The sequence below is a fragment of the Pseudomonas sp. GW823-FHT02E01 genome (genome assembly GCF_058797535.1).
Genome location: NZ_JBXAJS010000020.1, coordinates 1 through 15,717, shown reverse-complemented (window position 1 = coordinate 15,717; position 15,717 = coordinate 1). Strand labels below are relative to the sequence as shown.

Here is a 15,717-nt window from a genome sequence, read left to right as displayed (position 1 = left end):
CCCCATGTGAGAGTAGGTCATCGTCAAGATTAAATTCCGAAACCCCTATCTGCGTATGCAGGTAGGGGTTTTGTTTTAGTAGAAGTCACCAGTTTTCACTGGCACGTTAAAGTTCTAACGGGCTGGTTACAGAATTTCTTGACGACCATAGAGCGTTGGAACCACCTGATCCCATCCCGAACTCAGAAGTGAAACGATGCATCGCCGATGGTAGTGTGGGGTTTCCCCATGTGAGAGTAGGTCATCGTCAAGATTGAATTCCGAAACCCCTGTCTGCTAACGCAGACAGGGGTTTTGTCGTTTCAGGGGTACTGAAAAGCCCGTTGTGGAGCCTCTCCACAACGGGCTTTTTCACGTCTTACGCAAACAGCTTCAGCACATTGTTCATCGCATCATCGGCAAAACCCTGTACGAAGTCCTTGAAGCCCGGCAGTGCCTCGGCGGTGCCCTGCGCCGGTTCGGCGATGATGGTCCAGGTGGCTCTGGACTTGTCCGCATCCAGTGGTTCAACGCTCATCGCGGCCCACAGATTGGCCACACCCAGGGTGTTGTAGATAGTGGTCCAGGTCATGTGCCGTGCCTGGTCGTCCCGGGAGTTGAGCTGCTCGACCACCAGGTTGCCGTCCTTGAAAAACTTTTTGCGTAGCGATGACACGCCTTCGCCGGTCATCTCTATATGCGACAGTGCCGGGATGAAGCGATCGAAGCCGGCAAAGTTACCGACTACGGCCCATACCCGAGTGGCATCGGCGGGCACGTCCACAGAGGACACCACGTGGCAGCCTTGAGGGTTTTTGATCAGGGTGTCGGGTTGCAGAATACTCATGGTTTTGCTCCGTTTGGTTGCGTCAGATGAAATTGATTTCTTTGAGGTAATCGCAGCCGCGACGCAGCAGCGCCGGGGACTTTTGCGGGTAGTGCGCGCCCATTAGCCGAACACCGGCCTGGGCGTTGTCGTGGCCGATCATCGAGATATCGCCGATGTCCTCCTCGAAGCCGTTGAGGTAGAACCCCAGCACGCCGAACAACGCGTTGTCGCTGTCGACCCGACCCAGTTGCTGCTGCCAGTCGGCGACGCTGACCATCGTGAATTCGCGGCCTGCCTCGCGGAAGGACGCCACGTAGTTGTCCCAGCTCAAGGGCTCGGGGTTGTGCAGGTTGAATACCGCTTGTTCCGGTTGATAACGACTGGCGTGGAAGGCGATGAATCGGGCGAGAAAGTCCACCGGCATCAAGTCGAAATTCAAGGCGAACTCCGGTACTTGGCCAAGCTGGATCGAGCCCTTGAGCATCAGCATCAGGCGATTCTTGTGCGGCTGACACACGCCCGTGAGGCTGTTGAAGCTGATGTTGCCGGGACGGTAGAGATTGACCCGCACACCAAGCTCCCGTGCCCGTTCGAGGATTCGCTCGCCGACCCATTTGGACAGGTTGTAGCCGTTCTTGATGTAGATCGGTGGTGTGAGTGCGGCCGGCAACTCGAGCACTCGGCCATCGGCGGATATCGTGCTGGAGGCCGAGAGCGTCGAGACGAAGTTGAAGATTTTTTTGCTGCGTCCTTCGCACAGACGCAAACATTCGAAAATCGGCTCGACGTTGTCCCGGACGAGCGACTCGTAATCGAGGACGTGATTGACGTTGGCCGCATTGTGCACCAGAGCGCCAAACTCCTGATCCAGCCGCTGGTAAACCTCGGGCGCCAAACCGAGTTCCGGCCGTGTGACGTCTGCCGTGTGAACCCGCACCCGGCTCATATCCAGATGCTCCAGACGGTTCTCCCGTAACGCCTGGGCAAAGCGCTCGTTCGCCGATTGCCCGTTGCCGTCGCGAACCAGGCAGGCGACTTCACTGGCGCCCCAGGCCAGCAATGCCTCGACGATGTGTACACCGACAAAACTGTTGGCACCGGTGACGATCACCTTGTGCACATCGCCCATGCGGCTGACGGGCATTGGCTGAATATCCAGCTCGCGGAAGGCATCGCGCATGGCCTGTTCGCTCAGCACTTCTTCGCTGCCGAAGCCGCGTACCAGTGTCGCCAGTTTCTCGAGGGTGGGCATTTCGATGAAGCGGTTGATCGAGATGCTGCGCCCGAACTCCTCGCGCAGTCGCAGGAGCATGCGGGACAGGAGGATCGAGTGCCCGCCCAGATTGAAGAAGCTTTCGTCGGTGGAAATGTCGCTCGCCGGCAGCTCCAGCAACTGCGCCCAGATTTCCAGCAGCAGGGCCTCATCGGCGTTGACGGGCAGGCGCCGTGAAGGGTTCTCGGTGACGCTTACCGGCAGATCCAGCAACGCCTTGCGGTCGACCTTGCCATTGCTGGCGTAAGGCATGCTTGCCAGCTCGGTCCATGCAACAGGGCGCATGTAGTCCGGCAGGTGCTGTGTCGCGTGGGCCTTCAACGCCTGGCGAGCGCTGCCGGGAAGGTCCTCTCGGGGCTGGGCAAGGAAAGCCAGAATCCGCCGCTGGCTATCGATGATCACGGTAACCTGGCGGTACAACTGGCTGTCGCGCAGGCAGCGCTCAATCTCTTCCGGCTCGACCCGGAAGCCGCGAATCTTCACCTGATTATCACGCCGACCGCACAGCTCGATCCCTTCAGCCGTCCACTTCGCCATGTCCCCGGTGCGATAGACGCGCAGGGTCCGGCCATCAGGCAAGTTCAGTTCCAGATAACGCTCAGCGGTTTGCTGCGGGTTGTTCAGGTATCCCAGGCACACGCCCGGGCCGGCGATGTACAACTCGCCGACGGTCTGTTCGGCCACTGGTTGAAAATCGTCATCGAGAATCAACACCTGGCTGTTGGCGATTGGAGCGCCCAGCGAGCGGTTGTGGTCGCCTGGCTGGAGTTTGCGCGCGGTAATCAGCACCGTGGCCTCGGTGGGCCCGTAGAGGTTGTAGAGCTTGCCCTGACGGCTCAGCTGCTCGATGACCCACGGTTCGCAGACATCGCCGCCGGTCATCACACGGTCCAGACATTGCAACTGCTCCAGCGGCAGGATGCTCAACAAGGCGGGCGGTAAAAAGGCGTGGCTCAGCTGCCGATGACGAATCAGCTCCACCAGTTGCAGCGGATCGCGACGTTGGTCCTCGTCGGGCACGATCAGCTCGGCGCCTTTCAGCAGGGTCGGGAAGATGTCGATCAGCGATGAGTCGAAGCTCAACGAAGAAAACTGCAGCACCCGGCTCTGGCTGGTCAGCTGAACATAGTCGGCGTACCAGTGGGTGAAGTGCGCGAGGTTGGCCTGGCTGAGCAGCACGCCCTTCGGATGGCCGGTGGTGCCCGAGGTGTAGAGGGCCATGCATGGCGTATCGAGGTCGGGGCGTTGGCGCATCAACGGTTGAGAGAGATCTGCTGCATGGGCGTCGATGCTGCTGATGTCCAGCCCTGGCATCTCGTTCGCCAGGGGATGCTCGCCGTCATGCAGCAACAACACCGCGCCGGCATTCGACAGGATGTACTGCTGACGTTGCAACGGATGGCTCGGCTCCAGCGGCAAGTACACCGCGCCGCTGCCCAGGATCGCCAGGATTCCCGCATACAACGCGCTGCATTTGGGCAGGCAGATCCCGACGACTGTCGGGCCTTGATGCTGATCCAGCAGCGGTCGAAGGCGTTGCTGGATGGCGCGGCTGTGGGCGTGCAACTGGCGATAGTCGAGGGTGGTGCCATCGATGCTCAAGGCCGGACGGTCAGCATTCTGGATGCACTGTTGCTCCAGCCTTTCGATCATCGGCGTTTGCGCAAGTTGCTGCAGTCGTGGGTCGGCGGTGGCATTGAGGCGATGCACGAACGCGAGGCTGTCCAGGAACCGCAAACTCTCGATGCGCTCGAAGCGAACAGGTTCGGCGGGTTCGGCGGGTTCGGCGAACCGAAAATAGTCGACATCGCGCGAGTAGCGGCTGACCAGCAGCGCCACGTGGTCAACCAGTGCTGTCATGGCCTGCCTACGCAACGCCTGGCCGTTACCCGACGGCTCATCGGCGATGGGTACACGGGTCAGCAGCGTTGAGCCATGACTGCACAACAGGTCCAGCGAAGGCAGGCCGGACGCCTGCGGCAAGCCGAGCCCCAATTGAAATGTCAGCCGTGGCGCCTGAGCAGTGAACTGAAGCGACGTGCCATCGTCGATCAGCAGATCCACAGGCCCCGGCATTTCGTCGCGTGCGGATACCCGCGTCAGTGAGTGACCGTGTTGTTCGAGTTCCAATGCCAGCTCGGTCAGCGCCTGGCTTTGTCCGATGAGCAAGATGTCGAGACGTCTCATGATGGGCTCCTCGTCAAACCAGGTAGTCGCTGAGGGCGGTTTGTACGCACGGCGAATCGAGCAACGAACTGCTGTGGAAAAACCGCACAATGTTGGCCACCAGCGGGTGATGGCGACTTATCGGGAAGGCCAGTGCCGATACTTCGTTCCTGAGGGCGTGGCGCGCCGAGTCGTTGATCTGCAGTGCGTCGATCAGGCAGAAGTCGAAGGATTTCTGGATGTCGTTGGTCAGGTAATGAGCAATGAACACCGGCAAGATCTGGGCGATGCACTGGCGGTCGTCTGCACTTGCGGCATGCCAGTAGATGCGTACCAGCCGTGCCCAAAAACCGGAGTGACGCCCCTCGTCCAGCAAGTGATCGGCCATCAGGCCCTTGATCGATTGCTTGACCGTGTCGTCCTTGGCAAACGCGGCGACATCACCGGTCACCGTGTTTTCGGCGATGGCCACGCAGATCAGTTCTACAGCGCTACGCAGGTGCTCCGGTGCGAGTGCCACGGCCGCTGGTATTGCTCGGCTCAGTTCGATTTCATCCGGCAATTCAATGGGGGTGATGCCGGTCAACGCGATGGTCTGTTGCATGAAATCCATCGCCACCAGTGCGTGATAATCCTCGTCCACCACGACAGTCATGGCGTCGTAGCGGCAGGCGAACGGGAACTCGACCGCGAAGCGATTCTTGGCGATGCTGCGGGCGGTTTTGTCGACGATCTCGGTTTCGAAGATCACCACATCGTTGATGAACTTGTAGAGGGTCTGCACCAGGGCGAAGTCGCGTTGTTCCGGGCATTGGCGCACAAAGGTTTCGCTCAGCACCAGCGGTTGGCGGCTCAACGGGTAGATCAGTTTGTCGTCGTTTTCCAGCACACGGCGCGGGCGGGTGCGGATGGTCGCGCGCCTCTCCCAGGCATCAGCGAAGGATTGGTAGTCTGCAGCGTTCATGCGCTCACCTCCGTGACGGATACGTTCATGCTCAGGCGCAACCCGTCCCACAGGGCGATACGACTTTCCACGGCTGCGATGGCGCTGGCGTACACGTCTTCCTGCCGTTGCGGGTCGCTATCGACCAGTCGCGCCAGAAGCGTTTCCGCTGCGGGGCCGTGGTCCTCGGAATCGACCTCAATGTGCCGTTCGAGGTAGTAACGGAAGGTCGGCGCCAGCTCGATGCCGATGCCCCAATCGTCGAGGATGCGCTGGAACATCTGCGGGATAACGCTCTCGCGACCGTGCAGAAACGCCGCCGCCACACTGTGACCCGGTGCATGCAGTGCGGTGTGTAGCGTATGGCGAACGAAATCCGCGGCCGCCGGATCGACCTTGATGCTCTGCAAGGCCACGTCGTAGCTCACACCCTCTTGCTGCAGAGCCACGAAGCGTTCGATGGCAACGGTACAGGCGCCGACCTCGCGCATTGCATCCAGGTACAACTCGAAGTGGCTGTAATGACCCCGGGCCGGACGATCATCCGACTCCTCACCCAGTACGATCTCGTTGATCAACCGCGCGGCCTGGGGATCCTGCGGTGGCAGCCAGGGCAGTCGCACGCAGGTCAATTCCTGTTGCAGGCGCTTGGTCAGCGACATGAAGTCCCATACGGCAAACACGTGGGTTTCCATGAAGCGTCGCAGGACCGGCAGCGAATGTATTTCAGAGAAGATCGGGTGTTCGCTAAGTTCTGATTTTTTTTGAAGCAGACGTTCTTTAGTTGGTTTCATGGATGAGCCTGTAAATGATCCGGGGTGAGAAGTAATCAAGCACTGAAGTTCGCTGGAAGTTTTCTCCTGGCGAACGGGTACCTCAAACGTATTGATCTTTTTCAGTGCTATTGATGCCGAGTAGCTGAGGTGTTACTGCCGTTTGTGGTTGGCGGCGAAGAAAAACTAATACACATATAAAGTCTTGATCAAGTTGTTTTGTTATTATTTCAATATTCAACTTTTTCGAAGATGACAAGTTCCAATAAAACTTTTTATATTGGTTTTATTTTGGCGTAGTTACTCCTTCCGGCTTATGTAAGTCAGAATTAAATAAAGAGTGAATGCCTCACTCGAAGTAACTTTTTACGGGCGTCGTTGTGGGTGTCTGAGGGGGTGGAAGTGGGTCGCGAGTGATGCCGATCCTTCCGTTCCCGTGATGAGGCTCCTTCCTTCGCTTCTGGGGGCAGAGACTGCTCCATTCGCACGGAGCGTCACCCGTTTTTTGTCCTGGTTATCCAGAGTGGGCGTAAATCGAGGTGGCCGCCATTACTGAGGCATCACGCAAACGTTGCAATGGTCGGGTTTTACGGCGGCGGGGCGTTGGGGCGCGGTATGGCGCCGCAAGGGCGGTGTGGTATGGGGGCGGGGGATTTGTAATCAAATCATTCGCGGAGCATTTGGGGGGGGGGGAATGCGCGGCAAGCGAGGATAACCCTTCGGTACATTCCCCGGGCTCGCCGCCGCAGGCTACTTCGACTTGTTCCTGGCCTGTACTTCAGGGCTGTTGAGGTAGCGCGTAATGACCTCGACCCCTCGGTTCAGGTGATGCTCGAGCAGCTGCACGGAGTGTTCGACGTCCCGGGCTTTGGCTGCCTGCAACAGTGCCTTGTGGTCATCCTGGGAGAGTTTGCCAAGGCCCATGGCTTCTAGGTTGAAACGCAGGAACCGTTCTTCTTCGATCAGGCCGTCTTCGACCAGTTTCAACAGCCGGCGATTCGGCGCCCGGGTGTAAAGCGCCATGTGGAACAGGCGATTGAGCCGACCGATTTCGGTGTAGTCGCTTTCCGTTTCCAGTGCATCGATGTAGCGGGCAGCCTGTTCGAGATCTTCGTCCTGGAGCAGTGGTACCGAGAGACGCAGGGCTTCGGATTCCAGCAGGATGCGCAGCGCGTAGGTTTCCACGGCATCGCCCTGTACCAGCGGCGCGACCACGGCGCCCTTATGGGCAACCACATTGAGCAACGATTGTGCTTCGAGTTGGCGCAAGGCTTCGCGTACAGGCATGCGGCTGACGCCGAACAGGTCGGCGAGGTCTTGCTGGCGCAAGGCCGCACCGCAAGGAATGCGCCCGTCGAGTATGGCCGCGCGCAGGGTTTCTTCGATCACCGAGCGTGCCATGTGTGCAGGAATCGGCCCGTTGACCTTGATACTGCTGAGAGGGTTGGGCTTTTGTGTCACTAAACGCACCCTGATTGATGGAATATTTTTGGATCCAAATGACACTAGTGACTGGCTGACTGCTTGTCAAACAAGCTCTGGAGTGCCTTTCTTCCAGTTTAGCGCGCCGCCAGTGATCTCACCGTGCCATTGTCTTTTTCCGGGCTAACCTTCACCATTCGAACGACTCCCTCCTGCCTATCCAGGATGCCTCGCATTGGTGGCAAGTTTAACGATCCCCCGGGTTTTACGCTGGCTGTGCAGCGCATTGCTGCTGACTGGCGTGATGCTGGGCAGCTTGAGCGCCGATTGGGATTTTTCCCTGATCAGCCGGCGAGCGCAGGCATTGTACGGACCTTTGGGAGAAGGTCAGCAGCGCATTAATGATTGGCAATACTTGTTGACCAGCCAGAAGCAGCTCGGCGAGCTGGAGCAACTCAATGTGGTCAATCGCTTCTTCAACAAACAGCTGCGATACGTCGAAGACATGGATCTGTGGCATGAAGTCGACTACTGGGAAACCCCGATCGAAGCCCTCTGGAAAGGCGCCGGCGACTGTGAAGACTACGCTATTGCCAAGTACTTCAGCCTGCGACACCTCGGTGTAGCCAGTGAAAAGCTGCGTATCACCTATGTCAAGGCACTGACCCAGAACCGTGCGCACATGGTGCTGACCTACTACTCGAGTCCGGAGGCCGAGCCCCTGGTGCTCGACAGCCTGATTGATGCAATCAAGCCGGCCAGCCAGCGAAAGGATTTGCTGCCGGTCTACTCTTTCAACGCGGAAGGGATGTGGTTACCGGGTGCCAAGGGCAATAAAAAGGTTGGCGATACCAAACGTCTTTCGCGTTGGCAGGATGTGTTGAAAAAAATGCAGGCCGAAGGATTCCCGGTCGAGACGACTAACTAGGAGCACGTGCTCAGATGTCTTTGTTCAAACAGCTGTTGATTGCTATCTGTCTGTTCCTGGTGGTCGCCTTCACCGGCAGTTTCATGGTCAGTCTGGAGAGCTCGCGTACTCAGTACGTCAACCAGTTACGCTCCCATGCCCAGGACGCCGCGACGGCGCTGGCGCTGTCCCTGACACCGAACATCGACGACCCGGCGATGGTCGAGTTGCTGGTCAGCTCGATTTTCGACAGCGGTTACTACGCGAGCATCCGCGTGGTCGATGTGAAGACCAATCAGACCCTGGTCGAGCGCATGGGCATTCCGGCGGTCAACAATGTTCCGGACTGGTTCGTCAAACTGATCGGCCTGGAGCCCGCCGGTGGTGATGCGATCGTCAGCCGTGGCTGGGAGCAGGCTGCCCGGGTCGAGGTGGTCAGCCACCCGATGTTCGCGCTGGCCAAGCTATGGCAAAGCGCTTTGGGCAGCCTGGGCTGGTTGCTGCTGTGTGGCGCGGTCAGTGCGGTACTGGGCGCATTGTTGCTGCGTCAGCAATTGAGACCGCTGGATTACATGGTCAAGCAATCCCACGCTATCGCCCGGCGGGAATTCCTCAGCCTGCCAGAACTGCCGCGCACCCCCGAACTTCGCCGGGTAGTGCAGGCCATGAACCAGATGGTCGAGAAGCTCAAGGCACTCTTCCAGGAGCAGGCCGAACGCAGTGAAAAACTTCGGGTCGAGTCCTATCAGGACTCGTTGACCGGGTTGGCCAACCGGCGTTATTTCGAGATGCAATTGAATGCGCGGGTAAGCAACCCGGAGCAGGCCAGTTCCGGTTACCTGCTGTTGTTGCGGGTCAAGGATCTGGCCGGTCTCAACCAGCGCCTTGGTGGTCAGCGCACCGATGAAGTGCTCAAGGCCGTCGGCGAGCAATTGTCCCGCGAGTGCGCCAAATACCCGGAAACCCAAAACCTGGTCACCCGTATCCGTGGTGGTGAATTTGCCGTACTGGCACCGGGACTGGTGCGCACAGAAGCGCTGCAATTGGCACAGAACCTCGACAGCGCCTTGGCCAGTCTTCACGCTACCGGCGCCACCGATGTGGCTGCCGTAGCCTCTATCGGCCTGGCGCCTTTTGCTCACGGCGACTCGCCGCAAGCCGTGCTCAGCCTCGGCGATCAGGCACTGGCGCAGGCCGAAGGCCAAGGCGAACAAAACTGGGCCTGTATCGAGCACAGCCTTGCGGCCAGTGTCGGCGACGATCACCACGCCTGGCACCTCATGCTCGACCAGGCGCTGACGCAGCAACGTTTCGAGCTGTATTTCCAACCGGTCGTGGCCGCCCAGGACACGCAACTGGTGCTGCATTACAAAGTGTTGTCGCGACTGCTCGACGAACACGGCCAGACCATCCCCGCCGGGCGTTTTCTGCCTTGGCTGGAGCGCTTCGGCTGGACTGCACGTCTGGATCGGCTGATGCTCGAGCGGGTATTGGAGCAAATGAGCGGGCATGAGGAATCGCTGGCGCTGAACCTGTCGTCGGCTACCCTGGCCGATCCACAGGCGCAAAACAAAATCTTCGAGATACTGCGCTCGCACTCCAACCTCGGCCCGCGTCTGACCCTGGAAATTGGCGAAGAGCAACTGCCTGATCAGGCAGTGCTGGAGCAACTGACCCGGCGCCTGCGCGAACTGGGGTTCTCCCTGAGCCTGCAACGTTTCGGTGGCCGCTTCAGCATGATCGGCAACCTGGCCCGGTTGGGTCTGGCGTACCTGAAAATCGATGGCAGCTACATTCGGTCGATTGATCTGGAGAGTGACAAACGCCTGTTCATCGAGGCGATCCAGCGAGCGGCGCACAGCATTGACTTGCCCCTGATTGCCGAGCGGGTCGAGACAGAAGGGGAGTTGTCGGTGATTCGCGAGATGGGGTTATACGGTGTACAGGGTCAGTTGTTCGGCGAGCCAAAACCCTGGGCCTGATGTGATCGCTCCCACGCCGTGCGTGGGAATGATCGCAGGGGCGCGTCAGATCAGCCCGGTCTCCTCATCATCGATCAATTGGCTCAAGCCACCCAAGGCTTCACGGGCCTGGTTCCGGTCCATGAGCTTGGCCTGGGCCGCCGTCGGCAGGTCGGTGACGCGGATCACGCCTTTCTGGGTCAGCACCTGAATCAAGTCGTCGAGTACCCGGATCATTTCCAGGTCACTTTGCTTGAGCTGTTTGAGGCTGATTTCCACAGCCGCGTTGGCAAACCAGGCCTGGATCTCATGATTGTCGGCCGCCAGCGTTTCCGTGGCCTCAGCGTAGGCGGCGGGTTCCACGCGTACCAACAGGCCCTGCGCATCGCGTTGCACGTAAAACATTGAGCATCCCTCAGAATTGAACCAGCGTCATGCTGTCAGCAGCATAGGTCAACTGCATACCAGTATGTGGCGCAGCGACGAAATCGTCACTGGGCAGTGGATGCAAACGTGACGGCCGCCCCATAGGGAGCGGCCGTCATCACGCATCAGCTGTTGTTGTGATCGATCTTGATGGTCGGGTCGCTGCCGGCAATCAGGTTGTGCAGGTTGGCGCTGGACCAGTTGTTGCCTTCCAGTTTGATTGTCACGTCCGGTGTGGCGGCGGCCGCATTGCCCGAGTTGAACTGGCCGGTTGTGCTGACTTGCAGCGACGACACGCCATCGACCGTGGAGATCTTCAGAAAGTTGTCGATGGTGCTGCCGGTTTCACCCTGCAACAGATCGCGCAGGTCGATCCGGTCGCCTTCGCTGGCCTTGAAGTCCTTGATCACGTCGTTGCCGGTGTCGCCCGCTTTCCAGACGAAGGTATCACCACCGGAACCACCGATCAGGATGTCGTTGCCCTGTCCACCCATCAACGTGTCGTTGCCGGTACCCCCGAGCAGGATGTCATTGCCCTTGCCTCCGTCGAGGGTGTCGTTACCGCCCAAACCGAACAGGATGTCATTGCCCGCCCCGCCCAGCAGGGTGTCGTTGCCGTCATGGGCACCGGACACATCGAACGCGTTGTAATGCTCGGTGATGTACTGGTGCACATTGCTGGTGGTGACGTTGCTGACGTCCACACCGGATTGCTGCGCCACGAAGGCTTGCATTGCCTGGTAACCCTCGCCGGCAATGCCGTTGAAGCTCACCAGATCGCCGAACAGAAGGTCGTTGCCGTCGCCACCGCTGACGGTATCGTGACCCGGCATCGTCGCTTCAGTGTGGCCGATGATCGAGTTGGCCAGGTCCTTCGGATCAATGTTGGTTTGTGGCGATTGATTCGAGTCGTACGGCTTCAGGTCGTTGAGGCTCACTCCGCTGTTGAGGCCAATCGCCTCGACATTCGACAGGTTGCTCAGCAACGTAAAGCTGCCGGTGGAGTTGCTGGTGGTGTCCCCGTCGGTGCTGTTGCCGTCGCCGTCACGACCCGAGAACTCGTAGGTACCGTCACCCTGGGCATGCAGATAGCCGAAGTCCTTGGATGACCAGCTACTTCCGTTGCCATTGCCATTGCCATTGCCATTGCCGTTGCCGTTGTTGCCGTTGCTGCTCTTGGTCCAGACCGTCACATAGCCCGAGGCGGTAATGTCGATCTGGTGCGTGCTGTCGGGGAACAGGCTGATCGCTGTGCCCAGCTGATAGTTGCTGGTGGTGATCAGGCTATCGAGTGTTGTGCTGCCATACAGAGTCGGGTTGGTCGACTCGCCGCTCTGGTAGTAAGTCGGCTTGCCGTCAGTAATGAAATACGTGAGGTTCTTCGCCCCGATGTTGGCCACGGCGTCCGCACTCTGGAACCAGTTGGCCGTGGTTTTGAACACGTCCTCGTAGTTGGTGCCGCCACCGGATGACATCGAGTCCAGAGTCGCCTTCAACTGAGTCAGCGCATTCGGGTCTTTGAGGTTCACCGATACCGACTTGTTGACCTGGGTGTCGAAGTCCACCAGGAAGATGTTCACCGTACCCGAGTTGCTGCCCAGGCTTTGCTTGAGGGTGTTGAACACCGACGTCAGCTGGTCCTTGGCCGAGTTGATCGACGAGGAACTCATACTGCCGGAGCTGTCGACCATGAACGCGATGTTGTAGTTGGTGCCCGGCACCACGGTCAGGCCGCCGATGTCGGCGACGATGATGTCATTGCCGTCGGTGCCGGTGATGGTGTCATCGGCCGCCGTGGCGGTGACGGCGTTGTAGACCGCCGGGTACACAGTCACGGGGATCTGCGAAGTGCTGCTGGCCGAACCACCCAGGGCCTCGGTGGAGGTCGAGGTCACGGTCAGGTTGAACTGGCCGTTGTAGTACGGTGGTGGAGTGACAGTCAGAGAGCCGAGGCTCCAGCCCGTCACGTTGGCCTCGCCATTGGTCGCGGTGACCGTGAAGGTATGTCCCGCGCCGTCGGTGAGCACCGAGCCGACCGGCATGCCGCTGATCTTCAGGCTCAGGCTTTCCGAGCCGTCGGTGTCGGTCAGCGCGGTGGTGATGGCGGACAATTTCACACTGGTGCCTTCGGCGCCGGTGTTGAGTTTGTAACCGTCGTAGTAGCCTTCGCCATTGGAGCCGTGCAAGTCGGACACGGTCACGCCGGCATTCACCAGATCTGACACACCAGTGTAAATCGGTACGCCGGCACTGCTCAGGTCGATCGGCGTGCTGCCATTGACCGACAGGTTGACGTCATAGCTGCCCGGGCCGCTCTGGTTGTGGTGGTAGATGTCCAGGGTGTAGTAGCCGCTGGTGGTCGGGGTGTACGAACCATTGAGGTTGCCGCCCGCGCCCCACGTGATCGCAGCCACGTTCTTGCCTCCGATAGTCACCAGCAGGCTGTCATCGCCAACACCGCTGAAGGTATAGGTCTTGCCGGCTTCGAGGTAGATCAGTCCGGAGGTTTTCGACGCCGTACCGGCGGTCACGCTACCGTCGGACTGCACGTTGGTCACGGTGCCTTTGGAGTTCGGTGTGCCAGCGGCATCGATCACATTTTTCAGCGTGGTCGAGTCCGCGCCGTTGCCGCTGGTGCCCAGGCCCGACAGACCGGTCCAGACTTCCTTGATCAGCCCGGTGGACCTCACGCTGTTGTCGGCAACGCTCAGGGTCGGGGCATCCGCCACTGGGGCGATGTCGATCTTGATCGTGCCGGTGTTGCCCAGCGCCTGGCCGTCGGTTGGCTGGAACTTGATCTGTGCGTAGTCGGCCTGGTTGTTGCCCAGGTTGGTACCACCGTATCCGTCCACGCCCGATTCGTTGGCATCCGGCATGAAGCGCAGTTTGCCAGCGTCGATGTCGGCTTTGCTGAAGGTCTGGTCGGCGGCGACATCTTTCCAGGTCGAGCCGTCCAGGTACTGCAGTTTACCCTCGCCCGGCAGCTGGGTGATTTTCACGCCCTGGCTGGTGGCCGGACTGTCGACGTCGCTGACGCCGAAGGTCGACCAGCCGAGGATCAGTGGCGTGTCTTCGGTGCCGGTGACGTTGACCGGTGCTGCGACCGGTGCGTCATTGACCGCCACCACGTTGACCGTGGTGGTCGCGGTGTTTGAGTAGTTGCTGCCATCGGTCACCGTCACGGTGATGATGCGCGGCACTGTGCTCGGATCTTCACTGTTGTTGGTGAAGGTGATGTTCTTGATCTGCTGCATGTAGTCGGCCAGCGTTGCGCTACCCGACAAGGTCAGCGTGACGGTGCCATTGGTGCTGTTGGCATTGATGGTGATGCCGTTGACGCTGTTGCCCAGGTTCAGCGCATCGCCGTCCTGACGATTGGTCAGCACGATGGTCGCGCCGGTCAGCAAGGTGCTGTCCGGGTCGGCGATGCTCAGGTCGGTATCGCCGATCGACACGCCAGGGCCGGCAGTGTTCTCGGTGAACGTCACCTTGTAGTCGGCCCCGGTGGCGCCACTGGAGTTGTTGGCGTCGAGGTCCAGTAATGGTGGTGCATCGTTGTCGATGATCGAAGTGCTGACGCTGCCGTTGGACGCGCTGATCGCCAGGCTCTCGAAGTTGCCACCGGTGGCCGAGTCGATCTTGACCACGAAGTTTTCGGTGCCTTCGGTGATCTTGTCATCGATGGTCGAAATGTCGAACGGCACGCTGCTGACACCCGCCGGGATCTTCACGGTGTACACACCGGTGAAGTCAGAACCGTCGGCGGCGGTACCGCTGTAGACGATATTCAGCGTCACTTCGGTCTGGGCCGGGTGAGTCAGGCTGACGGTGTAACTGGCGGTCTGGCCTTCGGTTACCGAGGTGCTGCCGCTGATGCTGACAGTGGTGGTGTCCTGGAAGTCACTGACGCTGGTCGACGCGGGAGTCTTATCCGTGCCGATGGCTTCAAGGTTGCCGCCGCTGGCGGTCTTGATGGATTCGCTAACGGTTGGCGCGCCGATGTAGACGTCGTTGCCGACCGTCACCGGCAGGGTGCCGGAGCTCTGGCCTTCGGCGATGGTGATGACCTTGCCGCTGTCCAACGTCACGGTGACCGGACCGTTCTGCGCGGTGACCGGTTTGCCCTGGGCATCGGTCAGCGTGGCGGTGTAGGTGATGGTGCCGTTTTCGTCCACGCTCGGGGTCGCGGTCAAGGTCACGGTGGTGGTGTCGTTGACATCGGTAACCGTGGTGCTGACCGGGGCCTTGATCGGGTTGATCGCTTCGAGGTTGCCGCCGTCAGCCGATTTAATCGACTCGGTCACGGTGGTCGGACCTTTGTAAACGTCGTTGCCCACGATGACCGGCAAGCTGCCGGAGCTCTGGCCTTCGGCGATGGTGATGACCTTGCCGCTGTCCAACGTCACGGTGACCGGACCGTTTTGTGCGGTGACCGGTTTGCCCTGGGCATCGGTCAACGTGGCGGTGTAAGTGATGGTGCCGTTCTCGTCCACGCTCGGGGTGGCGGTCAGGGTCACGGTGGTGGTGTCGTTGACGTCATTGACCGTGATGGTTACTGGCGTTGTGTTTGGCGACACCAATTCCAGGTTGCCGCCCACCGCGTCCTTGATGGATTCAGTGACGGTGGTTGGACCTTTGTAAACGTCGTTGCCCACCGTCACCGGCAGGGTGCCGGAGCTCTGGCCTTCGGCGATGGTGATCACCTTGCCGCTGTCGAGGGTCACGGTGACCGGACCGTTTTGCGCGGTGACCGGTTTGCCGTTCTTGTCGGTCAAAGTCGCGGTGTAAGTGATGGTGCCGTTTTCGTCCACGCTAGGGGTCGCGGTCAAGGTCACCGTAGTGGTGTCGTTGACATCGGTAACCGTGGTTTCCACGGGGGTCTTGATCGGATCGATGGACTCGAGGTTGCCGCCCACCGCGTTCTTGATGGATTCGGTGACGGTGGTCGGGCCCTTGTAGACGTCGTTGCCGACCGTCACCGGCAGGGTGCCGGAGCTCTGGCCTTCGGCGATGGTGATGACCTTGCCGCTGTCCAACG

At 59.7% G+C, this 15,717-nt stretch carries 8 protein-coding genes, 1 rRNA gene and 1 pseudogene; 3 read left to right on the top strand and 7 right to left on the bottom strand.

Features of this window, described 5'->3' with window-relative positions:
- The first annotated feature begins 137 nt into the window (after nucleotides 1-137).
- A 5S ribosomal RNA gene (rrf, locus tag AC1RDQ_RS28340) occupies nucleotides 138-253 on the top strand.
- A 105-nt stretch (nucleotides 254-358) separates the two neighbouring features.
- Here the strand turns inward: rrf and AC1RDQ_RS28335 are convergent.
- The 5 genes from AC1RDQ_RS28335 to AC1RDQ_RS28315 form a co-directional block, all read right to left on the bottom strand.
- Nucleotides 359-826, bottom strand: coding sequence for an SRPBCC family protein (locus AC1RDQ_RS28335; RefSeq protein WP_492588742.1), 468 nt, complete (start codon nucleotides 824-826; stop codon nucleotides 359-361).
- 22 nt (nucleotides 827-848) lie between these two features.
- On the bottom strand, nucleotides 849-4,268 hold the full coding sequence (locus AC1RDQ_RS28330; RefSeq protein ID WP_492588741.1) for an amino acid adenylation domain-containing protein: 3,420 nt from the start codon (nucleotides 4,266-4,268) through the stop codon (nucleotides 849-851).
- A 13-nt stretch (nucleotides 4,269-4,281) separates the two neighbouring features.
- Nucleotides 4,282-5,211, bottom strand: a complete 930-nt coding sequence (locus tag AC1RDQ_RS28325) for a diiron oxygenase (protein ID WP_492588740.1) — start codon at nucleotides 5,209-5,211, stop codon at nucleotides 4,282-4,284.
- The gene (locus AC1RDQ_RS28320; protein WP_492588739.1) at nucleotides 5,208-5,984 is read right to left on the bottom strand and encodes a DUF3050 domain-containing protein; all 777 of its coding nucleotides are present in this window, start codon (nucleotides 5,982-5,984) and stop codon (nucleotides 5,208-5,210) included. The genes AC1RDQ_RS28325 and AC1RDQ_RS28320 overlap by 4 nt, the downstream gene beginning before the upstream one ends.
- Before the next feature lie 729 nt (nucleotides 5,985-6,713).
- Complete coding sequence (locus tag AC1RDQ_RS28315; protein WP_492588738.1) at nucleotides 6,714-7,424, bottom strand: GntR family transcriptional regulator; 711 nt, start codon at nucleotides 7,422-7,424, stop codon at nucleotides 6,714-6,716.
- Between the two features lie 196 nt (nucleotides 7,425-7,620).
- On the opposite strand from AC1RDQ_RS28315, the gene lapG reads away from it, so the two are divergent.
- Both lapG and lapD read left to right on the top strand, forming a co-directional pair.
- Nucleotides 7,621-8,313: a cysteine protease LapG gene (gene lapG / locus AC1RDQ_RS28310; RefSeq protein ID WP_150815187.1), complete on the top strand. Its 693-nt coding sequence runs from the start codon at nucleotides 7,621-7,623 to the stop codon at nucleotides 8,311-8,313.
- A 14-nt stretch (nucleotides 8,314-8,327) separates the two neighbouring features.
- Nucleotides 8,328-10,274 carry a cyclic di-GMP receptor LapD gene (gene lapD / locus AC1RDQ_RS28305; protein WP_492588737.1) on the top strand — a complete coding sequence of 649 codons (1,947 nt, stop codon included), beginning with the start codon at nucleotides 8,328-8,330 and terminating at the stop codon, nucleotides 10,272-10,274.
- 45 nt (nucleotides 10,275-10,319) lie between these two features.
- Here the strand turns inward: lapD and AC1RDQ_RS28300 are convergent, their stop codons facing one another.
- Nucleotides 10,320-10,658, bottom strand: coding sequence for a tryptophan synthase subunit beta (locus AC1RDQ_RS28300; RefSeq protein WP_492588736.1), 339 nt, complete (start codon nucleotides 10,656-10,658; stop codon nucleotides 10,320-10,322).
- Nucleotides 10,659-10,804: 146 nt separating this feature from the next.
- Nucleotides 10,805-15,717: pseudogene (locus AC1RDQ_RS28295) on the bottom strand (LapA family giant adhesin); the annotation flags it as partial.